Consider the following 23,879-nt stretch of genomic DNA (forward strand, 5'->3'; position numbering starts at 1 on the left):
GCGAGGAAGGGGTGAGCGGACGTGGGTGACGGCATACTCCCGGGGCTGGTCAAGGGGCTGGCGACGACCGCCAGGTCGCTGACCCGGCACGCGCACACGGCCGAGTACCCCGACGTCGCACCGACCCTGCCGCCGCGCTCGCGAGGCGTCATCGCGCTGACCGAGGAGAACTGCACGTCGTGCATGCTCTGCGCGCGCGAGTGCCCCGACTGGTGCATCTACATCGACTCGCACAAGGAGGAGCTGCCGCCGGCCACCCCGGGCGGCCGCGCCCGCCAGCGAAACGTCCTCGACCGCTTCGCCATCGACTTCTCGCTCTGCATGTATTGCGGCATCTGCATCGAGGTCTGCCCCTTCGACGCCCTGCACTGGAGCCCCGAGTTCGAGTACGCCGAGCTCGACATCCGCGACCTGATACACGAGAAGGACCGCCTCGGCGCGTGGATGGCGACCGTGCCTCCGCCGCCGGCGCTCGACCCGGGCAGCGTCGACCCCGCCGAGGTCACCGCTGCAGCCAGGCCACCACGTGGCGCCGCCGGCGCTGGGAGTACGCGTGCAGCCGGCGCCGCTGCCCGCCCGGCCCGGGCGCGCCGGCAGGCCGAGGACGTCTCGCCGCCCACCGAGCGGACGAAGGTCCTGCCCGCTGTCGAGGGACCGGAGGCAGCTGCACCCGGCACGGTGGCGCCTCCCTCGAGCGCCGAGCAGACCGCGAAGCTCCCCGTCGCCGAAGCCGCGGACACGGCGGCGGCACAGGGTGACACGACGCAGGTGCTGCCGAGCGTGTCCACGACCGACGAGGGCACGACGCGCGGAGTCGACGGCGACGGCGACGACGTCGGCGGAGCCGGCGAGCGCGGCGTGGAGGGCGGCACCCGGGGCGGCGACGAGTGACCACCCGCGACATCGTCTTCACCGCCGTCGGCGCCGTCACCGCCCTGTCGGCGCTGCTGTCCGTCACGACGAAGCACGTCGTGCACGCGGCGCTGTGGCTGCTCGTGTCGCTCGGCTCGCTCGCCGGCGCCTACCTCGTCCTGGGCCAGGAGCTCGTCGGCCTCGTCCAGCTGCTCGTCTACGTCGGCGCCATCGTCGTGCTCGTCCTCTTCGCCCTGATGCTCACCCGTGCGCCGATCGGGCCGCACGCCGAGATCGACACCCCGTGGTGGCAGCGGTTCGCCGGCGCGCTGCTCGGGGCGGCGACGGCCGTGCTGCTGGCATCGCTGCTGCTGCCCTTCTTCTCCGGTGCGACCGCCGACCTCGACACCAGACCCAGCGCCACGCCGCAGATCGCGCAGGCGGTCTTCGGCACCTGGGTGTGGCCCTTCGAGCTGCTCTCGGTGCTGCTGCTCGTCGCGCTCATCGGCGCCTTCGCCGTGTCGCGGCTCGTGATCGGTGACAGCGGCGCCGGGCGGGGCGCGGGCGACGGCGACCGGGCGGTGGCCGGCGGCACACCAGCGGTGGGCGAGGGCAGGGGAGCGGCGGCCCACGGCGCGGCCGCGGTTACCCCGGGGCACACCGGCGGTGACCGCACGTGATCCACCTGTCGCTGCCCGCGGCCCTCGCCGCCCTGCTCGCCGCCTTCGGGGTCTACGGCGTCCTCGCGCGCCGCAACGCGGTGCTCGTGCTGATCGGGGTCGAGCTCGTCCTCAACGCCGCCAACCTGCTGCTCGTCACGGCCGGCACCCGGACGGCGGGCGCGGCGTTCTCCGCCGGTCCGGTCCTCACCCTCTTCGTCGTCACGATCGCCGCAGCCGAGATCACCGTGGCCCTGGCCATCATCCTGGTGATGTTCCGCCGGGCCGGCCACATCGACCTCACGGCCGTGCCCGACCTGCGCGAGGAAGCCGTCGAGGACCCGACCGGTGACACCGAGCCCTCCGCCCCCGCCGGAAGGGCCGTCCGGTGAGCTGGGTCGTGCAGACGATCGTGGTGCTGCCCGCGCTCGCGGCCCTGGCCGGGCTGCTCACGCAGCGCCAGCGGGCCATCTCCGCGGCCATCGCCGTCTCCGCCTCGGCCGTGGTCACCGTGCTGGCGCTCGTCGAGTGGATCGCCCCGTCGGGCGCTGCCGACATCGGCACGGTCGGGCGCCTGCCCCTCGGCGACCTCTCGGTCCCGCTGCACCTGCTCTCCGACCGGCTCTCCGGCCTGACGGCGTTCGTCGTCGCCGTGGTCGTGCTCGCGATCCAGGTGTTCACGACGTGGTACCTGCGCGACGACCCCCGCTTCGCGCGGTTCGCGGCCACCGTCTCGCTCTTCGCGTCCGGCATGCTGCTCGTCGTCCAGTCCAGCGACCTCGTGCTAACACTGGTGGGGTGGGAGGTGATGGGCTGGTGCTCGTGGCTGCTCATCGGGCACGACAGCGAACGCCACGCCGCGCGCCGGGCGGCGTACAAGGCGTTCCTCGTGACGCGGGTCGCCGACATCGGCATGGTCGTCGGCATCGTCTCCCTCTCGGTGCGGGCGCGCTCGACCGACCTCATGACGGTGCTCACGGCGCCGGGCAGCCACACGCTGCTGACGATCGGGCTCGTCGGCGTCGCCATCGGCGTGGCCGGCAAGTCCGGCCTCGTGCCGTTCCACGACTGGCTGCCCGACGCCATGGAGGGCCCGACCCCGGCGTCCGCGCTCATCCACGCCGCCACCATGGTCGCCGCCGGCACCTACGTCATCGCCCGGCTCTTCCCGCTCTACGCCGAGCACGACGGCGCCCGCACGCTGCTCGCCGTCCTCACCGCCGTGACGATGGTCTACGCCGCCCTGCTCGCCCTGGCCCAGACCGACCTCAAGCGGATGCTCGCCTACTCCACCCTGAGCCAGGTCGCGATCATGCTCTCGGCTCTCGCAGCCGCGCCGGCCGAGCTCGGGCCCGGCGCGGGCGTCGGTCACCTCATCGCCCACGCCTTCTTCAAGGCGCTGCTCTTCCTCGGCGCCGGCTGGCTGTCGATCCTGGCCGGGGCGACGGCGATCGCGGCACTGCGGGGTCGGCTCCGCCCGACGGGGGCGCTGCGCTGGTCGATGGGCATCGGCCTCGCCGCCCTCGCGGGGGTGCCGCCGCTGGTCGGGTTCTTCAGCAAGGACACCGTCATCGACGCTGCCCTCGAGGGCGCCACGAGCGGCGGTGGCCTGCGGGCCTGGCTCGTCGTCGTCGCGCTGTTCGTGACGGTCGTCCTCACCGCCGCCTACTGCACCCGCGCGTGGATGCTGCTCGACTCTCCCGTGGCCGCCGCCGGCGCACCGGGACAGCCACAGCCCGCCGTCGTCGCCGAGGAGGACGTCGCCGTCGTGACGAGCACCGACAGTGCCGACGACGCCGAGGTGGCGCGCGTCCACGCCCACGGCCACCCCACGATCACGCTGTCCGCGGCGCTCGTCGTGTCGGGCCTCGCAGCCCTGACCGTCTTCGGCGTCCTCTTCCTGCTCAGCCTGCGCGGGGCCGTCCAGGTGGGCCTCCTCAGCGCGCTGCTGTCCGTCCTGCTCATCGCAGGAGCCGCGTATGCCGTGTGGTCCCTCAGCGACCGTGGCCGCGTCGACGCGGCCGAACGCATCCCGGCACACGTGCGCGACTCGGCGGTCCGCGGCTTCGGCGTCGACACGGCATACGTGGCCGTCGGGCGTGCCGTCACGGCGACGGCACGCCTCGTGGTGGCGCTCGACCGTGACGTCGTCGACGCCTACCCGCGGGCCGCGGCCGTCGCGGCCCGGGCGGCAGGACGGGCGGGGGAGCGCGGCCACCGGGCGGTGCCCTCGTTGTCGGTGCTGAGCCTGCTCGTCGGTGCGGTGCTCGTCGCGATCCTCGGGGTGACGGCGTGGCGCTGACCCTGATGCTCCTGCTGCCCCTGCTGGGCGCCATCGCGTGCATCGCGATCCCAGGGGAGTCCAAGATCGAACGCGGCATCGCCCACGGCGTCTCCCTCGTGACCGCCGTGCTCGCGGTCGTCGTCGTCTCGGACCGGCAGCAGGTCGACGTGCCCTGGATCCGGTCGCTCGGCATCCGGTGGCACTTCGGCGTCGACGGGATCTCCGCCGCGCTCGTGCTGCTCACCGCTGTGCTGACCGTCGCGGTCGTGGAGCACACGCTGTCGGGGCCGTTCCCCAAGGGCGGCAGCGGCTCGACCTTCCTCGGCTGCATCCTGCTCGTCGAGACGGGCGCGCTCGCGACGTTCACGGCCCGCGACGCGGTCCTCTTCTTCATCGCCTTCGAGGTCGTCCTCGTGCCGATGTGGGTGCTCGTGCGCCGCTTCGGTGACGAGCACGTGCCCGACGAGACGCGCGCCGACGCCGCCGGCCGGTTCGTGCTCTTCACCGCGCTGGGCTCGACCTTGATGCTCGTCGGCATCCTGCTCCTCGTGCACCAGCAGGGCACGAGCGACCTCACGGTGCTCGCTGCGCGGCACGGCGCCGGGCTGTCCCGGTCGATGCAGGTGACCATCGCGGCACTGCTGCTGCTCGGGCTCGGGATCAAGGTACCGCTGTGGCCGCTGCACACCTGGCTGCCCTCCGCCCACACCATCGCGCCGACGGCGGGCTCGGTGCTCCTTGCCGCCGTGCTGCTCAAGATGGGCACCTACGGCATCGTGCGGCTGGCCGTCGCGACCGTCCCGAGGGGAGTCGCCGAGCTGAGCCCGGTGCTGGCCCTCCTCGGTGTCGTCGGGATCCTCTGGGGAGGCCTGGCCTGCCTCGTCGAACGCGACCTCAAGCGCCTCATCGCCTACAGCTCGGTCGCGCACATGGGCTTCGTCGCCCTCGCCATCGCCTCCGGCAGCGAGACGGGCCTGCAGGCCGCACTGTTCGGCAACATCGCGCACGGCATCGTCTCGGCCCTGCTCTTCTTCGTCGTCGGCGACCTCAAGGAGCAGTGGGGCTCGGCCGACCTGCGCGTGGCCCGGGCGGCCCTGCGCGACAAGGCGCCCCGCTTCGGCTTCGCGCTCGTCGTCGGGCTCGCCGCAGCCCTTGGCCTCCCGGGCCTCGTGAGCTTCTGGGGCGAGTTCCTGGCCCTGTATGCCGCCTGGTCGCCCGCGCCCGGCCGACCTGTCGCGCTCCTGCGCGTCTGCGTCGTGCTCGGCGCGGTGGGCCTCGCGCTCGCGGCCGGCTACTCGCTGCGGGTGGCGCGCATCGTGTGGGCGGGGGAGGGGAGCGAGACGGCCACCGGCGCAGCGGCCGAGCCCGTCGTGGACAGCCGCGGCGTGCGCTACGCCGTCGTCCTCACACTTGTCGTCGTCGCCGTCACGCTCGGCGTCGTGCCGCACCTGCTCCTCGGGCTCTCCGACGCCGCCGCGACCGGACTGCTCGCCGGGCTGGGGGCGGCCCGGTGAAGGGCCTCACCATCGACTACGCCACCGTGCTGCCCGCCCTCCTGCCGGTCGTCGGTCTCGTCGTCGTGCTCGTGGCCGACCTCGTCGACCCCCGCCTGCGCCAGGTGCCGTATGCCGTCGCCGCGCTCGCGGCCCTCGGCTCGGCCCTCGCGACCGTCCCCGGGCTGTCGCTCGGCGGCGGCTCCACGCGGCAGACCTTCTGCCTGACCGGACGGGCCGCGGCCCGAGGCTCGCTGCCGGCCGTCGAGGGGATGCCGCAGGTGTGCCTGTGGCAGGCCGATGCCCTCGGCAGCACCCTTCAGCTCGCCGCCGCCCTCTCGGCCCTGGTGTGCATCGCCCTCGCGTGGCCGGGGACCCGGCGGGCCCGCCCGGCGGCGAGCACCCGCGAGCCGGTGGAGGCGGTGCTGCTGCTCGCGGCGCTGGCCGGGTCCGTCGTCGTGGCGGCCAGTCGCGACGTGGGCACCTGGCTCATCGCGCTCGAGCTCGCCACGCTGCCGGTCATCGCGCTCGTCGCCCTCTCGGGACGGCGGTCGGCCGTCGCGGGAGCCACGCAGCTGCTCGTCACCTCCCTCGTGTCGTTCGCGCTCCTCGTCCTCGGGGTGGCCCTGTGGTTCACGGCGACCGGCAGCCCGTTCCTGACCCCCGACGCGGCGCTGTCCACGGGCGGTGCGTTCGCGGCCGGACCGGGCGCCGGCGCCACGGCGGCCGTGTTCCCGTCCGTGTCCGCCGGCCTGGTCGCCCTCGCCACGGTCCTGGTGGTCGCGGGTGTCGGGTTCAAGCTCTCGCTCGTGCCGTTCCACGCGTGGACGCCCACGGCGTACTCCGGCTCCTCGGTACCGGTGGCGACGTTCCTCGCCACGGTGTCCAAGGTGGCCGCGCTCGCGGCCCTGCTGGTGGTGCTGCGCGCCGTGTCGGTGCTCGGGACGCCGGCCCTGCTCTCGATCGCGATCCTCGCCGCGCTCAGCATGACGCTCGGCAACGTCATGGCCCTGCGCCAGGACGACGTCGTGCGGCTGCTCGCGTGGTCCACGGTCGCCCAGGCCGGGTGGGTCGTGATGCCACTCGTCAGCATCTCGGCGCTGGGCGTCGCGGCGAGCGCGACCTACCTGCTGACCTACCTCGTCGCGACGCTCGTGGCCTTCGCCGTCGTGGCGGTCACCGTGCGCGACGAGCCGCCGGGTCGCGGGCGCCACCTCACGGCATACGACGGGCTGTGGCAACGCAACCCCTGGCGCGCCGGCGCGCTCGCGCTCGCACTGACCTCGCTCGCGGGGCTGCCCCCCGGTGTCATCGGCCTCGTCGGCAAGGTCACGGCGCTGCGCCCGGTCGTGGCCCAGGGGTGGGTGTGGCTCGCCGTCGTCGCCGCGGTCAACGCCGTGATCGGCGTGGCCGTCTACCTCCGCTGGCTCCGCGGTGTCATCACCGTGCCCGCGGGAAGAGCGGCCGTGCGCCAGCCGGCGGCCGAGGCGCTCGCCGCGGCGAGGCGGCGCCCGGCGCTCGTCGCCGGCCTCGTGTTCGCGTCCGCCGTGCTCGTCGTGGTGTGCATCCAGCCCGACCTGCTCCTGCGCCTGCTCGGCTGATACCGCCGGGACGTCTTCCAGGAGCTCCCAGCGGACTCCCAGCGGGAACACGCATTGCCGGTCACACGTTGTCCCGACATGCACAACCACTTCAACGGGCTGAAGACGGCTGCCCTCTTCGGCGGCATCTGGGCCCTCCTGCTCGGCCTCGGCGCGCTCGTCGGGGGTGGCCGCTTCATCTGGGTCTTCGCGCTGATCGGCGTCGCCACGACGTTCTACGGCTACTGGAACAGCGACAAGCTGGCCATCCGCGCCATGCACGCCTACCCCGTGTCCGAGGCGCAGGCACCGGCGATGTACCGCATCGTCCGCGAGCTCTCCACGGCCGCGGGCAAGCCCATGCCGCGCCTCTACATCAGCCCCACCCCGGCGCCGAACGCCTTCGCGACGGGCCGCAACCCGCAGAACGCCGCCGTCTGCTGCACCGAGGGGATCCTGGGCCTGCTCGACGAGCGCGAGCTGCGGGGCGTGCTCGGCCACGAGCTCATGCACGTCTACAACCGCGACATCCTCACCAGCTCGGTGGCGGCCGCGGTCGCCGGCGTGATCACCTCGATCGGCCAGATGCTGATGTTCACCAGCATGTTCGGCGGCGGCTCCGACGAGGACCGCCCCAACCCGTTCGCCCTCCTCGCGATGAGCCTGCTCGCACCGCTGGCCGCGATGATGATCCAGATGGCGATCAGCCGCACCCGCGAGTACGACGCCGACGAGGACGGCGCGAAGCTGACCGGCGACCCGCTGGCGCTGGCCTCCGCGCTGCGCAAGCTCGAGCTCGGGGTCGCCAGGGCGCCCCTGGCCCCCTCCCAGGACGTCGTGAACGCGAGCCACATGATGATCGCGAGCCCCTTCCGGGCCCAGGACGTCACGCGGTTCCTCTCGACCCACCCGCCGATGGACCAGCGCATCGCGCGACTCGAGAGCATGGCCGGCGGCCCGGTCCACCGCTGACTGCGCTCGCACGACCTGCTGGGCAACCCCGGAGACGGAGCGCCGGTGCATCTGGCAGGCTCGCACCTATGCGCAGTCTCACCCTGGCCGAAGCCCGCGAGCGATCCTCGCTGATCACCGTCACCTCGTACGCCGTCGAGCTCGACCTCGACCAGGGCCCGGACGTCTTCGGCTCACGCACGGTCCTGAGGTTCGGCTGCACGACCCCGGGCGCTGGCTCGTGGGTCGACCTCAAGGCCCACTCCGTGGAGAGCATCGTGCTCAACGGCGAGAGCCTCGACCCGGCGCAGCTCGCCGACGGGCGGGTGGCCCTGCCCGACCTCGCTGCCGACAACGAGCTCGCCGTCGTCGCGACGATGGCCTACAGCCACGACGGCCAGGGCCTGCACCGCGCCACCGACCCGGCCGACGGACAGGACTACGTCTACGGCCACCTGTTCCTCGACGCCGCCCCGAGCGTCTTCGCCTGCTTCGACCAACCCGACCTCAAGGCGCCCTACGACGTCACGGTGCACGCACCCGAGGACTGGACCGTCGTCGGCAACGGGGCTGCCACCCGCGCGGCCGACGGCACGTGGACGCTCGCCACGACCCGGCCCCTGGCCACCTACTTCATGACGGTGTGCGCCGGACCCTATGTGTCCGTGCGCGACGAGCACGACGGCATACCCCTGGGCATCCACGCGCGCGCCTCGCTGCGCGAGCCGCTCGAGCGCCACGCGGCCGAGCTGTTCGACGTCACGAAGCGCTCCTTCGACTACTTCCACGGCCTCTTCGGCATCCGCTACCCGTTCGGGGAGTACCACCAGGTCTTCGTGCCGGAGTTCAACGCCGGCGCCATGGAGAACCCCGGCTGCGTCACCTTCCGGGACCAGTACCTCTACCGCGGCGCCGCCACCCGTGACGAGCTGCTGACGCGCGCCAACACGGTCAGCCACGAGATGTCGCACATGTGGTTCGGCGACCTCGTCACGATGCAGTGGTGGGACGACCTCTGGCTCAACGAGTCGTTCGCCGAGTACATGTCGCACCGTTGCCTCGTCGAGGCCACCGACTACACCGACGCCTGGGTCGACTCCTCGATCGTGCGCAAGGTGTGGGGCTACGGCGCCGAGCGCTCGCCCTCGACCCACCCGGTCGCCGGGGTCGAGGCCCTCGACGCCCAGAGCGCCCTGCAGAACTTCGACGGCATCTCGTATGCCAAGGGCGCGGCCGCGCTGCGCCAGCTCATCGCGTACGTCGGGGACGACCGCTTCATCGCCGGTGTCCGGGCCTACCTGACCGACAAGTCCTTCGGCAACGGCACGCTCGCCGACTTCCTCCGCGCCATCGAGGCGTCGAGCGGCAAGGACCTCGAGGCCTGGTCCCGCGCGTGGCTGCTGACCGCCGACCGCGACACGATCTCGGTCGAGATCGACGAGCAGAACGGCGTCGTCGAGCGCGCGCAGGTGCTGCGCGAGTCGCCGGCCGACCGCCCTGCCGACCGGCCCCACACCTTCGACGTGGCGGGCTGGACCGACGGGTGCGAGCTGGGCCGCGTCTCCACCACCGTCACCGGCCCCGTCACGACGCTCCCGGAGCTCGAGGGCACGCCCGAGCCGGCAGTGCTCGTCCCCAACGCGTCCGACCTGACGTGGGCACGCGTACGCCTCTCCGACTCGACCGTCGCAGCCCTGCCGGCCCAGCTGCCCCAGATCCCCGATGAGCAGGCCCGCGCCGTCGTCTGGTCGGCGCTCATCGACGGTGTCCACGGGGCCAGCGTCTCCCCGGACGCCTTCCTCGACGTCTTCGACGCGGCGTGGCCACAGGAGACGAACTCCTCGATCCTCACCCGGGTGGCGGCGTACGCGGAGCACCGGATCGTGCCGTACTTCGTGCCGCGCCCGGAGCAGGACGCCGCGACGGCCCGGCTCAACCGCGCCGCGGCGGGGCTGCTCGAGGGCGCAGAGCCCGGCACGACCGAGTCGCTCGCGGCTGCTCGGCTCGTCGCCGGCACGAGCGACGACGAGGCGCTGCTGCGCGCGTGGGCGGACGGCGAGGGGCTGCCGGCGGGCCTCGAGGACGACGGCGACTTCCGCTGGATCGTGGTGCGCAACCTCGCGGCGCGCGGGCTCATCGGCGTCGACGAGGTGGACGCCTTCCGGGCCAAGGACGACACGCTCCAGGGCGGCCTCAACGCGCTGATGTGCCGCGCCAGCCTGCCGGACCCCGAGGCCAAGGCCTGGGCCTGGCGGCAGCTGACCGGTCGTGAGGGGCGCTCCAACTACGAGATGGTGCACCTGGCCCGCGGCCTGTGGGTGGCGCCGGACGACGCGCTCGTCGCCGACTACGTCCCGCGCTACTTCACCGACGTGCCTGCCATGGCCGGCTGGGTCGGCGAGGACGCCCTGTCCCGCGTCGTGCTCGTCGCCTTCCCGAGGGTCTTCACCGAGGAGACGGCGAGGCTCAGCGCCAAGACCATCGCCCGCGAGGACCTGACGCCGGCCGTCCACCGGTCCCTCGTCGACGCCGACGCGGAGCTGCGCGAGGCCCTCGCCTCGCGGCAGACCTTCGGCGCGGCGGTCTGACCGGCGCAGTCGTGGCCGGACCTGCGTCCCTGCCGGAGGTCGTCCGTGCGCTGACGGACGCCCATGTCGAGCTGCTCGACGCGGGGTGTCCGGGGCTGCTCACGGGCCTGTACCTCCACGGTTCTCTCGGCTTCGGCGGTGAGTTCCACGGCGGCAGCGACGTCGACTTCGTCGCCCTCACGTCTCATCGCCCGACCGGCGACGAGGTCGAGGTGCTCCGTAGGGTCCACGCCGAGCTCGACCGCCGCTGGACAGAACCCGCGTACGACGGCTTCTACGTCCTGGCGCAGGACCTCGCGGGCTCACCGGAGCGGCTCCCCGACGTGCCGGGGGTCCTGCACCAGTGGTTCGACGTCGGCACGCACGCCGACGTCACGCACATCACGTGGCGTGAGCTGCGGGACCACGGCATCACCGTGCGCGGCACGCCCCTCGGCGACCTGGACGTCTGGAGCGACGACGACGCGCTCCGGGAGGCGACGCGCCGCAACCTCGAGACGTACTGGCGCTCGCAGCTGGCCGCCATGGAGCACCATCCGCGAGAGGCCTCGCTGCCCCAGGCGGCCGAGTGGGGTGCCCTCGGGGCCGCGCGGCTCGTCCACCTGCTGCGCACGGGCCGTCCGACCTCGAAGTCGGGCGCCGGACGCTGGGCGCTCGAGGCCTATCCCACCCACCGTGAGATCGTCGAGGAGGCACTGCGCGTGCGCGAGCGTCCAGACGCGCCGACGACGTATGCCGCCGATCCCGGCCGGCGCCGACGTGACCTCGTCGCGTTCATGGCCGAGGTCATCGGCGACGGGCTCGCCGTCGCCGACCCCGTGGTCGCCGTCCCCACGCAGGCACCGGACCGGGGGCCGTCCTGATGGCGGGCGGGTGGGTCATCGAGCTGGGCGATGTGGGCGACCCGGCGTGCGAGGCGCTGCTGAGGGACTACTACGTCGAGGTCAGCGACCGCTACTACCGGCTGCACGAGGGGCGCCACTCGACCGCCGAGGAGATCGAGACGGGCTTCCCCCGCGTGCGCAGCGACGATCTCACCCCGCCCACGGGGGAGTTCCTCGTGGCCCGCAGCACCGAGGACCCGACCGTGCTGGCCGGGTGCGTGGGCGTGCGCCGCCTGCGGGACGACTCCGGGACGAGAGTGGCCGAGGTGCGGCGGCTCTACGTCCGTCCCGAGCTGCGCGGCTCGGGCCTCGGCACGAGCCTGCTCCTCTGTGCCGAGGAGGTGGCGCGTGTCTGGGACGTGGCCACCATCCGGCTCGACACCCGCCTCGACCTGGTCGAGGCCCGCTCGCTCTACCTGAGCAACGGCTGGGTCGAGGTGCCGGCCTTCTCGCACGACGTCCATGCCGAGGCGTGGTACGCCAAGCGGCTCGACTGAGCAAGCCCGGCCCTGGTGAGGCGGCTCACCAGGGGCTGGGCTCGTAGTCCTTGACGAAGCAGCCGTACAGGTCCTCGCCCGCCTCGCCGCGCACGATCGGGTCGTAGACCCGGGCCGCGCCGTCGACGAGGTCGAGCGGTGCGTGCCAGCCCTCGGCGGCGATGCGCAGCTTCTCGTCGTGCGGGCGCTCGTCGGTGATCCAGCCGGTGTCCACGGCCGTCATGAGGATGCGGTCGCTCTCGAACATCTCGCCGGCGCTGGTGCGGGTGAGCATGTTGAGGGCGGCCTTGGCCATGTTGGTGTGCGGGTGTCCCGCTCCCTTGTAGCGGCGCGAGAACTGGCCCTCCATCGCCGAGACGTTGACGACGTAGGCCCGCCGGGCCCCCGCCGCCACGGCGGCCCGCATGGCCGGGCGCAGCCGCGAGACGAGCAGGAACGGCGCCGTGGAGTTGCACAGCTGCACCTCGAGCAGCTCCAGGGGGTCGACCTCCTCCACCCGCTGCGTCCACGAGTTGGTGCGCTGCAGGTCGGGCAGCAGGCCGCCGGCATCGACGGCAGTTCCCGCCCGGTGCGCCTCGAGGCTCGCGTTGCCGGCCGTCAGCGCCAGTGCCGTCATCGACGCCGCCGTCTGCGCGGCCAGAGCGTGTTCGGCCGACTCGCCGTCGTGGTGCGCGACCGCGTGGTTCCCGAGGGCGCCGGCGATGGACGCCGGGTGCGCCTCGCTGATCCGGTCGAAGGTCACCATCTCGGGCAGGGCCACGTCCTCGGGGAGCGGAGCGGACTCGAGCTCGACCAGCCGGCCGTAGGCGCCGGGGGAGCGCCGCACCGTCTGGGCGGCGTTGTTGACCAGGATGTCGAGAGGGCCGGCGGCGGCTACCTCGTCGGCGAGGGCGATGACCTGCGTGGGATCGCGCAGGTCGATGCCCACGATCTTGAGCCGGTGGATCCAGTCGGCGCTGTCCTCCATCGCCGCGAACCGGCGCATCGCGTCCTTGGGGAAGCGCGTCGTGATCGTCGTGTGCGCTCCGTCGCGCAGCAGGCGCAGGGCGATGTACATCCCGATCTTGGCGCGGCCGCCGGTGAGCAGGGCCCGCCTGCCCGTCAGGTCGGTGCGCTGGTCGCGCTTGGCGTGGCTCGTGCGCGCGCAGTCCGGGCACAGCCAGTGGTAGAACGCGTCGACCAGTGTGTAGTCGCGCTTGCAGATGTAGCAGCCTCGTGGGTTGACCAGCTCGCCGGCGAAGGCCCCGGTCACGGTGGAGACAAGGGGGATCCCCTTGGTCTCGTCGTCGATCCGCATCGGCGACCCGGTCGCCGTCGACTCGATGACCTGCCGGTCGGCCTTGCGCTCGGCCCACGTCTTGGCGTTGCGGCGGTCCTTCTTCAGGCGCTTGTACATCAGCGACGCGGCCCGCTTGAGCGTCTCGAAGTCGGGGTCGTCGAGGTCGAGCGACGGGGCCAGGGCCAGCACGCGCACGGCCGTCGCCACGTCCTCGGGGTCGAGGCGAACGACGGCGGAGGGGTCGAGCTCGGTTTCGGTCACACTCACCGGGCAAGGGTACGGGCGGGCACGGCCGCGCCCCAATCCGCCGAGATCCTCCGGAGACGACGTATGCCGCCGGGCCGGGGACCGTCCGAGCCACCGGGAGGGTGGTGCCGGGGACGGGCGCCGGCCCGACGGCATACGCCGGGTGGGGAGGGGTCAGCCGGCCGGCCTGACGGCGAGCGTCACGGGGACGTCCTGACGGGAGCCGTTGCGGATGATCGTCAGGGTGGTCTTGTCGCCGGCCTTCATCTCGCGGATCTGGGCGACGAGGGCGGTGGCCGAGTCGACGCGCTGGCCGTCGACGGCGATCACGACGTCGCCGTTCTTCAGGCCGGCGTTGGCCGCCGGGGTGCCGCCGCTCACGGACACGACCTGGGCGCCGGCCCGCTTCGCGCCGCCGTCGCTGACGACCGTGTCGCGGGTGCTGACGCCGAGGAAGGCGTGCTGCGCCTTGCCGCTTGCGATCAGCTGGTCGGCGATGGACTTGGCCTCCTTGATGGGGATCGCGAAGCCGATGCCGATGTTGCCGCTCTGGCCGCTGCCGCTCTGGCCGAGGGAGGCGATCGAGCTGTTGATGCCGACGAGCTCGCCCTTGGCGTTGACGAGGGCGCCACCGGAGTTGCCGGGGTTGATCGCGGCCGAGGTCTGGATCGCGTTGGTCACGACCTCGTTGCCCGAGGACTGCTGCTGCCCGAACGGCGACTGGCTCGAGCCGCCGGTGCTGACCGGTCGGTTGAGCGCCGAGACGATGCCGGTGGTGACGGTGCCCGAGAGGCCGAGGGGGTTGCCGACCGCCATGACCGGCGCGCCGACCTTGAGGGCATCGGAGGTGCCGAGGCTGATCGGCACGAGGTCCTTGGGGGCCCCGGAGATCTTGATGACCGCGAGGTCGGTCGAGGGGTCGGTGCCGACGACGGAAGCGGGGTAGGTGCGGCCGTCGCTGAGCGTGACCGTGATGGAGCCGTTGCCGCCGGCGCCCTCGACGACGTGGTTGTTGGTCAGCACGTGGCCCTGGTCGTCGAAGACGACACCGGAACCGGCCCCGGAGCCCTGTGCCGTCGTGACGTCGATGCTGACGACGCTCGGTGACACGGCGCCCGCGACGGTGGTCCAGTCAGGGGCGGTTGAGCTGCCCTGCGTCACGGTGGGCGAGGTGCTCTGGTTGGGGTTCGTCGTCGCGGTGGCCGTGGGGGTGGTCGAGGAGGAGGCTCCCTGCTCGCCCGTGTGGGTGAGCGCGTACGTGCCCCCGCTGGCGAGGACGGCGGCGATCAGCGCCGCGCCGAGGGTCTGTCCGAGGCGGCCGTCGCGCCGCGGCTGCGGGCGGCTGCCCGGGCCGAGCGGCGCGGTCGGCCCGGCGGGAGGCGTTGACGTCGCCGTGGATGGCACGGGGGCGGCCGGACGGCTGTAGTAGTCGGCCTCGGGGATCTGCTGGGTGTCGTTGTCAGGTGCCATGGTTATGGCTCCTCCTTGCTCTGGGGTGATGCCTCCATGACACCTACCCAGCTTTGGTCGCCGTTGTGGCCTTCCTAGGAATGGGCTGTGCCTTGCGACGAGGTGTGGCCCCGGTCGTCGAGTGCCTCCCGTGGACCGATGGGCAGCTCCACGACGAAGGTCGCACCGCCGCCGGGCGTCTCCCGGACCGTCACCGTGCCGCTGTGGGCCTCGACGATCGCGTGCACGATGGCGAGGCCGAGGCCGTTGCCGCCCCCGCTGCCGCGGCTGCGGGAGCGGTCGGCCCGGAAGAATCGCTCGAACACGTCGGCGCGCTCCTCCGGGGGTATGCCGTGCCCGTGGTCGCGGACGTGGACGGCCACGTGCCCGCGGTCGACCCGGCCCACGAGGATCTCGATCGGCGTGCCGACGGGCGTGTGCACCCGCGCGTTGGTGACGAGGTTGGTCACCACCTGTCGCAGCTGCCGCTCGTCGGCCTGCAGCTCCGTCGGCTCGATGGGGCCGGAGATGCCGGTCGCGACGATGTGGCGGTCGGGAGCGATGGTCCGGGCGTCCTGGGCGGCGTCGGCGGCGAGGACCGCCAGGTCGACCGTCTGAAGCTGGAGCGGGCGCTCGCCGTCGAGGCGCGCCAGGGTGAGCAGGTCCTCGACGAGCCCGCTCATCCGGTGCGCCTCGGACTCGATGCGCCCCATGGCGCCCGTCACGGCGTCACCGGTCGGCAGTGCGCCCTGCCGGTAGAGCTCGGCGTAGCCACCCACGGCGGCGAGCGGTGTCCGCAGCTCGTGCGAGGCGTCGGCGATGAATCGCCGCATCTTCGCCTCGTTGGCCTCGCGCACGGCGAAGCTCTGCTCGATGCGCGCCAGCATCGCGTTGAGCGAGCGGGACAGGGAGGCCACCTCGTCCGCCGTGTCGGGCACGTCGATGCGCTGCGTGAGGTCGCCGACCGCGATCTGGGCCGCCGTGTCCTCGATCCGGGTCAGGGGGCGGAAGGTGCGCCGCACGAGGAACCACCCGAGCACCGCGGTGACGATGAGGGTGATGGCCCCGATGCCGGCGGCGTAGAGCAGGAACTGGTCGACGGTGCGGTCCAGGGGGCCGAGCGGGACGGCCACCACGTAGATCTCGGTGCCCGCCTCGTTGAGCTGGGCGCGGGCCAGCCACTCCCCGGCGCCGTCACTCGAGCCGATCCGGAAGGCGGTGTGGTTCCTCACCCTGGGGTCGCTCGGAGACAGCCGAGGGAACTCCGCCTGGTTGGACTCCGTGACCGCCTCACCGATGGTCCGTGAGCGCCCGGTGCGCGCGTCGATCATCCCGGTGGTGACGCCGGTCGGCAGCTGCGGGCTGTCCGCCTTGAGCTCGGCCGGGTCGATCGTCGCCAGGCTGGCCGCGTAGACCGCCAGCTCCTGCTCGGTCTGGTTGAGCAGGTAGACGCGCAGCAGTGCGCTCACCACGAGGGAGGTGACGGCCAGCGCGATGGCGATGAGCGCGAGGGTGACGCCGAGCAGGCGCCAGCGCAGCGGCATGGTCCGCAGGCGCGACGCCGTGCGGTCCAGTCCGGCTCGTCGGGCGGCCGGCTGGGGTGTCACGTCGACCATCCGGTCAGGTCGTGGTCAGCTCGGGGGGCACTCGCAGAACGTAACCCACGCCGCGCTTGGTGTGGATGAGAGAGGGCCCGTCGGCGTCGATCTTGCGCCGCAGGTAGGAGATGTAGGACTCGACGATGCCGGACTCGCCCCGGAAGTCGTAGTCCCACACGTGGTCGAGGATCTGCAGCTTGGACAGGACCCGGTTGGGGTTGAGCAGCAGGTAGCGCAGCAGCTTGAACTCGGTGGGGGACAGGTCGATGACCCGTCCGCCGCGGCGGACCTCGTGGGAGTCCTCGTTGAGCTCGAGGTCGTGGAAGCGCAGCGTCGCGCCGTCGTCCACCTGTCCGCGCGTGCGGCGCAGCACCGCCCGGATGCGGGCGATGACCTCCTCGAGGCTGAACGGCTTGGTGACGTAGTCGTCGCCGCCGACCGTGAGTCCCTGGATCTTGTCGCCGGTCGCGTCGCGCGCCGTGACGAAGACGATCGGTTGCTGGCGGCCGCGGTCGCGCAGCCGGCGGGTCACCTCGAAGCCGTCGACGTCGGGGAGCATGACGTCGAGCACGACGAGGTCGGGGTCGGACTCCTCGGCGAGGGCGAGGGCCGTCGTGCCGTCCGCAGCCGTCTCGACCTCGAAGCCGGCGAAGCGCAGTGACGTCGCGAGCAGCTCGCGGATGTTCGGCTCGTCCTCGACCACGAGGAGCCGAGCCTCGGAGGTCGGTGCTGTCTGGGTGTCCACGACATCAGTGTCGGCGTGTTTGCTGGGAGTTGGCTGGGAGCGGATCGGATCCTTCCTCCGCGCCCGGTGCATGCCGGCACCCCGACGGTGGAGTCACCGCCGGGGTATGCCGTCGACTTGGGCCCAGCCGCACGCGGGCTGGGCGTGCCGGCTCAGAGGTCGTCGGCGTCGACGATCCGGTACGCGTAGCCCTGCTCGGCGAGAAAGCGCTGGCGGTGGGCGGCGAAGTCGGCGTCGACCGTGTCGCGGCTGACGACGGTGTAGAAGTGCGCGGTGCGCCCGTCGCCCTTGGGACGGAGCACCCGGCCGAGGCGCTGGGCCTCCTCCTGGCGCGACCCGAACGTGCCGCTGACCTGGATCGCGACGCTGGCCTCGGGCAGGTCGATGGAGAAGTTGGCGACCTTGCTGACCACGAGGGTCGTGATCTCGCCGGTGCGGAACGCGTCGTAGAGGCGCTGGCGCTCCTTGACGGTCGTCTCGCCGGTGATGACCTCGGCGCCGAGCCGCTCGGCCACCTCGTGGAGCTGGTCGAGGTACTGCCCGATGACGAGCGTCGGCTCTCCGGCGTGCTGCTGCGCCAGCTTCTCGACCACCGGGAGCTTCGAGTCCGAGCACGACGCGAGGCGGTAGCGGTCCTCCGGCTCGCTGACGGCATACGCCATCCGCTGGCCGTCGGGGAGGCTGACCCGCACCTCCACGCAGTCGGCGGGAGCGATGTAGCCCTGGGCCTCGATGTCCTTCCACGGCGCGTCGAAGCGCTTGGGGCCGATGAGGCTGAAGACGTCGGCCTCGCGGCCGTCCTCGCGCACGAGGGTCGCGGTGAGGCCGAGGCGGCGGCGCGCCTGCAGGTCGGCCGTCATGCGGAAGATCGGCGCGGGCAGCAGGTGCACCTCGTCGTAGACGACGAGGCCCCAGTCGCGGGCGTCGAGCAGGTCGAGGTGCGCGTAGGCGCCCTTGCGCTTCGTCGTCAGCACCTGGTAGGTCGCGATGGTGACGGGCCGGATCTCCTTGCGGGCACCGGAGTACTCGCCGATCTCGTCCTCGGTCAGGGTCGTGCGCCTGAGCAGCTCGTCCTTCCACTGCCGGGCGCTGACGGTGTTGGTGACGAGGATGAGGGTCGTCGCCTTGGCGGCGGCCATGGCGCCTGCGCCGACGAGGGTCTTGCCCGCGCCGCAGGGGAGCACGACGACGCCCGAGCCGCCGTGCCAGAAGCCGTCGACCGCCTGCTGCTGGTACGGGCGCAGGTGCCAGCCGTCCTGGGCCAGGTCGATGGGGTGGGCCTCGCCGTCGACGTAGCCGGCGAGGTCCTCGGCGGGCCAGCCGACCTTGAGCAGCTCCTGCTTGAGGGTGCCGCGCTCGCTCGGGTGCACCACCACGGCCAGGTCGTCGATGCGCTCGCCCGTGAGCGGCTTGATCTTCCTGTGCCGCAGCACCTCCTCGAGCACGGGCCGGTCCGTCGTGCGCAGCACGAGCCGGGTGCCCTCGGGGGAGTCGGCGAGGCCCTCCTTCTCGAGGGTCAGGCGGCCGTAGCGGTCCATGGTGTCGGCCACATCGACGAGCAGGGCGTTCGGGACGGCATACCTGCTGTGCGTCATGAGGGCGTCGACGACCTGCTCGGCGTCGTGCCCGGCCGCGCGGGCGTTCCACAGGCCGAGGGGGGTGATGCGGTAGGTGTGCACGTGCTCGGGGGCGCGCTCGAGCTCGGCGAAGGGCGCGATGGCTCGCCTCGCCGCCTCGGCGTTCGGGTGGTCGACCTCGAGGAGGAGGGTCTTGTCGCTCTGGACGATCAGGGGTCCGTCATTCATCGCCTCGTCCAACCCTCCCGCCCGTTCGATGTATTCCGTGGTCACCCGTGACCGCCGGACACATCGACCCGGGCGGTCCTGGGCGTGATGACAGTATGGGCGCATGCGATCCCCACAGGTCGAGGCGGCGACGGGGCTGCCCGCGAAGGTGACGATCTACGAGGTCGGGCCGCGTGACGGGCTCCAGAACGAGAAGACGGTGGTGCCGGCCGCGACCAAGGCGGAGTTCATCCGGCGGCTCGAGGCCGCGGGCCTCGGCACCATCGAGACCACGTCGTTCGTGCCCGCGCGGTGGGTGCCGCAGATGGGCGACGCCGAGGAGGTGCTCGGGGCCCTCGGTGCCGACGGCCGCGGGCGTCGGCGCCCCGCGCTCGTGCCCAACGAACGGGGCCTGGACCGCGCGGAGGAGCTGGGCCTGACGGCCATCGCGATCTTCGGGTCGGCCACCGAGACCTTCGCGCAGAAGAACCTCAACCGGTCGGTGTCCGAGCAGTACGCGATGTTCGAGCCGGTCGTGAAGCGCGCGCTCGAGGGCGGCATGTGGGTGCGGGCGTACGTCTCGATGTGCTTCGGCGACCCCTGGGAGGGCCCCGTGCCGGTCGAGCAGGTCGTCGACACCGCCGAGCGGCTCATGGACCTCGGCTGCCACGAGCTGAGCCTCGGCGACACCATCGGCGTCGGCACGACCGGTCACGTCCACCGACTGCTCGAGGCGCTCGCGGCCCGGGGCATCGGCACCGACAGCATCGCGGTGCACTTCCACGACACCTACGGCCAGGCGCTCGCCAACACGATGGCGGCGCTGCGCGACGGCGTCTCGGTGGTCGACGCGTCGGCCGGCGGGCTCGGGGGCTGTCCCTATGCCAAGTCGGCCACCGGCAACCTCGCCACAGAGGATCTCGTCTGGGCCCTGCACGGCGCCGGTGTCGAGACCGGGGTCGACCTCGAGAAGCTCGTCGAGACCTCGTTCTGGATGGCCGGGCAGCTCGGCCGCCCGTCACCCTCGCGCGTGGTCAAGGCGCTGGCAGGGTCCTGAGCCGGCTGAGCGCTTCGCACTGGGCCGAGCAGGCAGGCTGCCGACGTGCGCCGTGGACCGGACCGGTTGGGGCTCAGCTCTCGAGGGTGGCGCCGGTGATGCGGTGCACCGAGAACGACTTCTCGTGGCCGGCCTCGTCGGTGGCGCGGACCCGCCCGCCCTCGACCCGCTGCGGGTGGATGAGGTGCCGGCTCGTGGAGCCGTGGCCGTCGGAGTAGCCGATCCACACCCCGTGCCGCTCGGCGACCGCGTCGCGCAGCAGCGAGAGCGTCACGACCGGGTCCATGGCCTGAATGCGGGGTCCCGGACGGGCCTCGTCCTCGGCGCGCCGCTGGTCCGCGGTGGCCTCGGCAGCGCGCAGCCCGTCGACGAGCGACTGGGTGTGGTCCCGGTCGACGGGGGTGACCAGCGGGGCCGGACCGCGGCGCCGCGACCCCGCCCGCCGGCGAGGCGTCTCGGCGTGGACGACGGTGCCGTCCTGGCTCTCGTGGACGGGGGCGAAGCCGTTGTCGCGCAACAGCTCCACGAGCACGCGGGGGTCGGCTGACGACACGAGCACCGTGGGCGCCAGCCGGCGCAGCCGCAGTGGGGCGAGGTCACGCGAGGCGAGCATCGTGTCGAGCACCGCCTCGTCGTCCGAACGGATGTATGCCGCCGCGCCGCCGATGCGGGTCTGCCCGTGCCTGCGTGCGACGTCGGACACGAGGTACTCGAGCGGCTGCGGCAGCGGGGTCCGGCTGGAGCGGCGCACCGTGTCGACGAAGTCAGCCGCGGTCCAGCCGGCGTCGAGGGCGCGCCGCACCGACTCGGGCGTGAAGCGGTAGACGGTGGCCCCGCCGCGGGACTCCACCTCGGCGGCCAGGCGCATGAAGGAGCCGAGGCCGCCCACGAGCGGCCCCGGAGCGACGGCCGTGAGGTCGGCCTGGACGAGGATGTGGTCCACCGGCGAGGGCAGGTGGGGCGACATCGCGGCGGCCACCTCGTCGACCGCGGCGGGCGACGCGAGCAGGGCTCGGCCCGCCTCGGACAGCGCGCCGCGCCCGGTCAGGCCCAGCCACTCGGCCTCGCGCAGCACCGCCTCGACCGCCTCGTCGAGGACCGTGGCCGATCGGTTGGGTCGGCGCCAGGCGAGGCGCTCGCGCAGTGAGGCGTGGTCGGCGGCCGTGCCGGGCGCGAGCAGGGCCAGCTCGCCCAGCACCTCGCGCCGGATCGCACGGATCGCGGGCCACTGCACGTCCGGGCCGAGCGCGTTGGCCGGACCGGTCCCGGTGCTGCGCCGGCCGACGAGGTGCGGGGCCCGGGTCGAACCGAGCCAGGCGACCGCGAGCAGGGCCCATCGGTGGCCGGCCTCGCTGGAGCTCCACTCGTCGAGCTCCGACGTGGGCGCCCACAGCGGCTCGACCTCGCCGTCGTCGGCGACGAGGCCGGCGGCATACGCGAGCTCCACGACGAAGGCGGTGTGCTCGGGGTCGAGGTCGAGCGTGCGCTGCGTGACGCGGAGGTCGCGCACGGAGAGCCCACCGGCGCGCAGGACCCGCGGTGGGGCGGCACCCCAGTCGGCGGCCAGCTCGTCGACATGGGTCAGGCACTCACTCGCAGCACCGCCGGCCGCGGCGTCGACGAGGGAGGCCGGACGGGTGGCGACCTCCGGCGGGGTGAGCTCGAGCGACCGGTGCAGCCGGCCGTCGCGCAGCACGAGCCCCACCTCCCGCGGCAGCGCCACCCGGTCGACCGACACGGGCACGAGCAGGTGGTGCTCGAGCAGCCAGCGGGCGGTCGCGCGGCCCGGGCCGCCGGCGGGCAGCACGCCGAACGCAGGCCCCCACGTCATGCGCTCGAGCATCGCGCGCGTCTCGTCGGGTGCCTCGGCGAGAGCGGCGCGGATCTGCTCGGGGTCGACCTGCTCGGGGGGCGACGACGGGCGCAGCTCGCGCATCGGAGCCCCCAGTCCGGCGACCGAGCTGCCGAGGACCTCCGGGACGGTGCGCACGACGTGGTCGCCGTCGGCGCCGCGCCACAGCAGCGCCGAGCGCCAGAGGTCCTGCAGGAGGGCATCGACCGTCGGCCTGTCGTCGGTGCCGAGCAGCCGCATCAGGGCCCTCCGGTCGGCCCCGTCGCCCGCGACGACCACAGCCTCGAGCACCTGCAGGCGGCCGCGGTCGAGCGCCTCGACGGCCCGCTGCACGCTCGCCCTCGTGCCGGCGCGGGCAGCCAGGCCCGTCAGGTCGGCCGGCGCGGGGCGCGCGAGGTCGGGGCGCGCGAGCACGAGGTCGATGAGCTCTGCGTCGCTCCTGCCGCGGATGTCGTCGGCGAGGCTGCGGCTGGACGTGGCCATCCTCCCAACCTACTTGCCGCACGAGAGCCACTCGGCGCGCGACGAGCGGCCGCGCGCCGAATGCGGTGGCCTGCGCCGTGCCGCCCCACCCGTCCCGCTAGCGTTGCCCCCATGAGCGCGCTCTCGCCTGCGGCACCTGCCGAGCCCGGCCCGGCACAGCCCACCGGGGAGCAGTGGACGATCGGCCACGGCGCCTTCGAGGCCACCGTCGTCGAGGTGGGGGGCGGCCTGCGCACCTTCACCCGGGACGGGACGGACCTCGTCGCGGGGTATGCCGCCGACGAGCCGTGCGCGTCGGGCCGCGGCCAGCAGCTGATGCCCTGGCCCAACCGGCTGCGCGACGGCCGCTACACCTTCGGCGACACCGAGCACCAGCTCCCGATCACCGAGGTGCCACGCGGCAACGCGAGCCACGGGCTCGTGCGCTGGGCGCTGTGGGAGCTCGTCGAGCTCGAGGACGACCGCGTGACGGTGGGCTACCGCCTGCACCCGCAGCCGGGCTGGGACCACTTCCTCGACCTGCGCACCACCTACCTGCTCGAGGACTCCGGCCTCGTCGTCACCGCGGCCGCCCGCAACGTCGGGCCGTCCGCGGCCCCCTTCGGCTACGGCGCCCACCCGTACCTCGCGATCGGCGACACCCTGCTGCCCGAGGTCGAGCTCCAGGTCCCCGCCGCCACCTGGGTGGAGGTCGACGAGCGGCTGCTGCCGGCGGCCACCCACCCCGTCGACGGCGAACCGTGCGACTTCCGCGAGGCACGACGCGTCGGCGGCGCGACGCTCGACACCGCCTACACCGACGTCCTGCGCGACACCGACGGGATGTGGCGTTGCACCGTCTCGGCAGCCGACCGCGCGACGACGCTGTGGGCCGACGCCGCCTTCCCCTGGCTGCAGGTCTTCACCGCCATCGCCGAGGACCGCAAGGGCGAGGTCGGCATCGCGGTCGAGCCGATGAGCTGCCCCGCCGACGCCTTCAACTCGGGCCGGGACCTCGTCGTGCTCGAGCCCGGCGACGAGTGGACGGGCACGTGGGGGATCACCCCCGCGTGACCGGGCCACCCGGCATACGCCCCCGGGGGCGGCTTGCGTCGAGCGGGAATTCGCGTTGCGGCGAACGGTTAGGCTGGTCGAGAGCGCAAGGAGCGCCATCGAGTCGTGTCGTCGGACGGCCGACCGAGATCTGAACGAGGTGGACTGTGCCGACTGGCAAGGTCAGGTTCTACGACGCGGAGAAGGGCTTCGGATTCATCTCCGAGGACTCGGGCGCGGACGTCTTCCTGCACGCGAACGCCCTCCCTGCGGGGGTCACGACCCTCAAGAAGGGTGTGCGGGTCGAGTTCGGCATCGTCGAGGGCCGCAAGGGCGCGCAGGCGCTGTCGGTCAAGGTCCTCGACCCCGTCCAGTCCGTGGCGGCCAACAGGTCGGCGCGCGAGCGCAAGAGCCCCGAGGAGCTCGTCGTCATCATCGAGGACGTCGTGCAGCTGCTCGACGGTGTCGGCAACGGCTACCGCGCCGGCCGCCGACCCGAGCGCAAGCTCGCCTCCAACGTCGCCCGCGCGCTGCGCGGGCTCGCAGACGAGCTGGAGAAGTGAGCC

The 23,879-nt window shown here is 73.1% G+C and carries 19 protein-coding genes; 13 read left to right on the plus strand and 6 right to left on the minus strand.

Going from position 1 to position 23,879, the window contains the following annotated elements:
- Positions 1–21 precede the first annotated feature (21 nt).
- The 10 genes from LQK93_RS12625 (at position 22) to LQK93_RS12670 (ending at position 11,788) form a co-directional block, all read left to right on the plus strand.
- Positions 22–891: a NuoI/complex I 23 kDa subunit family protein gene (locus tag LQK93_RS12625; RefSeq protein ID WP_374968130.1), complete on the plus strand. Its 870-nt coding sequence runs from the start codon at positions 22–24 to the stop codon at positions 889–891.
- A complete protein-coding gene (locus tag LQK93_RS12630) occupies positions 888–1,532 on the plus strand; it encodes an NADH-quinone oxidoreductase subunit J (protein ID WP_374968131.1) in 645 nt (214 codons plus the stop codon). The genes LQK93_RS12625 and LQK93_RS12630 overlap by 4 nt, the downstream gene beginning before the upstream one ends.
- On the plus strand, positions 1,529–1,903 hold the full coding sequence (nuoK, locus tag LQK93_RS12635; RefSeq protein WP_374968132.1) for an NADH-quinone oxidoreductase subunit NuoK: 375 nt from the start codon (positions 1,529–1,531) through the stop codon (positions 1,901–1,903). Before LQK93_RS12630 ends, nuoK begins: the two co-directional genes overlap by 4 nt.
- Positions 1,900–3,813 carry an NADH-quinone oxidoreductase subunit L gene (locus LQK93_RS12640; protein WP_374968133.1) on the plus strand — a complete coding sequence of 638 codons (1,914 nt, stop codon included), beginning with the start codon at positions 1,900–1,902 and terminating at the stop codon, positions 3,811–3,813. Before nuoK ends, LQK93_RS12640 begins: the two co-directional genes overlap by 4 nt.
- Entirely contained in the window at positions 3,804–5,309 is a 1,506-nt protein-coding gene (locus LQK93_RS12645; RefSeq protein WP_374968134.1) for a NuoM family protein, read from the plus strand. Before LQK93_RS12640 ends, LQK93_RS12645 begins: the two co-directional genes overlap by 10 nt.
- Complete coding sequence (locus tag LQK93_RS12650) at positions 5,306–6,889, plus strand: proton-conducting transporter membrane subunit (RefSeq protein WP_374968135.1); 1,584 nt, start codon at positions 5,306–5,308, stop codon at positions 6,887–6,889. The genes LQK93_RS12645 and LQK93_RS12650 overlap by 4 nt, the downstream gene beginning before the upstream one ends.
- Positions 6,890–6,967: 78 nt before the next feature.
- The gene (gene htpX, locus LQK93_RS12655) at positions 6,968–7,840 is read left to right on the plus strand and encodes a zinc metalloprotease HtpX (protein ID WP_374968136.1); all 873 of its coding nucleotides are present in this window, start codon (positions 6,968–6,970) and stop codon (positions 7,838–7,840) included.
- A 68-nt stretch (positions 7,841–7,908) separates the two neighbouring features.
- Complete coding sequence (gene pepN, locus LQK93_RS12660) at positions 7,909–10,407, plus strand: aminopeptidase N (protein WP_374968137.1); 2,499 nt, start codon at positions 7,909–7,911, stop codon at positions 10,405–10,407.
- 11 nt (positions 10,408–10,418) lie between these two features.
- Positions 10,419–11,270 (plus strand): hypothetical protein, encoded by an 852-nt coding sequence (locus tag LQK93_RS12665; RefSeq protein ID WP_374968138.1) that lies wholly within the window; start codon positions 10,419–10,421, stop codon positions 11,268–11,270.
- On the plus strand, positions 11,270–11,788 hold the full coding sequence (locus LQK93_RS12670; RefSeq protein WP_374968139.1) for a GNAT family N-acetyltransferase: 519 nt from the start codon (positions 11,270–11,272) through the stop codon (positions 11,786–11,788). The genes LQK93_RS12665 and LQK93_RS12670 overlap by 1 nt, the downstream gene beginning before the upstream one ends.
- 25 nt (positions 11,789–11,813) lie before the next feature.
- Here the strand turns inward: LQK93_RS12670 and LQK93_RS12675 are convergent, their stop codons facing one another.
- The 5 genes from LQK93_RS12675 to LQK93_RS12695 form a co-directional block, all read right to left on the minus strand.
- A complete protein-coding gene (locus LQK93_RS12675) occupies positions 11,814–13,334 on the minus strand; it encodes an SDR family NAD(P)-dependent oxidoreductase (RefSeq protein ID WP_374968140.1) in 1,521 nt (506 codons plus the stop codon).
- Between the two features lie 153 nt (positions 13,335–13,487).
- Entirely contained in the window at positions 13,488–14,783 is a 1,296-nt protein-coding gene (locus tag LQK93_RS12680) for a S1C family serine protease (RefSeq protein WP_374968141.1), read from the minus strand.
- Positions 14,784–14,857: 74 nt separating this feature from the next.
- Positions 14,858–16,369, minus strand: coding sequence for an ATP-binding protein (locus tag LQK93_RS12685; protein ID WP_374968142.1), 1,512 nt, complete (start codon positions 16,367–16,369; stop codon positions 14,858–14,860).
- Positions 16,370–16,382: 13 nt separating this feature from the next.
- A complete protein-coding gene (locus tag LQK93_RS12690; RefSeq protein WP_374968143.1) occupies positions 16,383–17,105 on the minus strand; it encodes a response regulator transcription factor in 723 nt (240 codons plus the stop codon).
- Between the two features lie 152 nt (positions 17,106–17,257).
- Complete coding sequence (locus LQK93_RS12695; protein WP_374968144.1) at positions 17,258–18,910, minus strand: DNA repair helicase XPB; 1,653 nt, start codon at positions 18,908–18,910, stop codon at positions 17,258–17,260.
- Positions 18,911–19,013: 103 nt separating this feature from the next.
- Here LQK93_RS12695 and LQK93_RS12700 point away from each other — a divergent pair, with 103 nt between their 5' ends.
- Positions 19,014–19,946, plus strand: coding sequence for a hydroxymethylglutaryl-CoA lyase (locus tag LQK93_RS12700; protein WP_374968145.1), 933 nt, complete (start codon positions 19,014–19,016; stop codon positions 19,944–19,946).
- A 73-nt stretch (positions 19,947–20,019) separates the two neighbouring features.
- Here the strand turns inward: LQK93_RS12700 and LQK93_RS12705 are convergent, their stop codons facing one another.
- The gene (locus tag LQK93_RS12705; RefSeq protein ID WP_374968146.1) at positions 20,020–22,281 is read right to left on the minus strand and encodes a helicase-associated domain-containing protein; all 2,262 of its coding nucleotides are present in this window, start codon (positions 22,279–22,281) and stop codon (positions 20,020–20,022) included.
- Positions 22,282–22,392: 111 nt separating this feature from the next.
- Here LQK93_RS12705 and LQK93_RS12710 point away from each other — a divergent pair, with 111 nt between their 5' ends.
- Positions 22,393–23,334: an aldose 1-epimerase family protein gene (locus LQK93_RS12710; RefSeq protein WP_374968147.1), complete on the plus strand. Its 942-nt coding sequence runs from the start codon at positions 22,393–22,395 to the stop codon at positions 23,332–23,334.
- A gap of 146 nt (positions 23,335–23,480) precedes the next feature.
- Entirely contained in the window at positions 23,481–23,876 is a 396-nt protein-coding gene (locus LQK93_RS12715; protein ID WP_374968148.1) for a cold-shock protein, read from the plus strand.
- Positions 23,877–23,879: the final 3 nt, after the last annotated feature.

It is taken from the genome of Terrabacter sp. BE26 (assembly GCF_041941675.1).
GTDB lineage: Bacteria > Actinomycetota > Actinomycetes > Actinomycetales > Dermatophilaceae > Terrabacter.

Excerpts from the sequence above, each read along its gene's own strand:
- htpX (WP_374968136.1), top strand. The coding sequence starts at position 6,968 with ATGCACAACCACTTCAACGGGCTGAAGACGGCTGCCCTCTTCGGCGGC.
- pepN (WP_374968137.1), top strand. The coding sequence starts at position 7,909 with ATGCGCAGTCTCACCCTGGCCGAAGCCCGCGAGCGATCCTCGCTGATC.
- LQK93_RS12670 (WP_374968139.1), top strand. The coding sequence starts at position 11,270 with ATGGCGGGCGGGTGGGTCATCGAGCTGGGCGATGTGGGCGACCCGGCG.
- LQK93_RS12680 (WP_374968141.1), bottom strand. The coding sequence starts at position 14,783 with ATGGCACCTGACAACGACACCCAGCAGATCCCCGAGGCCGACTACTAC.
- LQK93_RS12695 (WP_374968144.1), bottom strand. The coding sequence starts at position 18,910 with ATGAATGACGGACCCCTGATCGTCCAGAGCGACAAGACCCTCCTCCTC.
- LQK93_RS12700 (WP_374968145.1), top strand. The coding sequence starts at position 19,014 with ATGCGATCCCCACAGGTCGAGGCGGCGACGGGGCTGCCCGCGAAGGTG.
- LQK93_RS12705 (WP_374968146.1), bottom strand. The coding sequence starts at position 22,281 with ATGGCCACGTCCAGCCGCAGCCTCGCCGACGACATCCGCGGCAGGAGC.
- LQK93_RS12710 (WP_374968147.1), top strand. The coding sequence starts at position 22,393 with ATGAGCGCGCTCTCGCCTGCGGCACCTGCCGAGCCCGGCCCGGCACAG.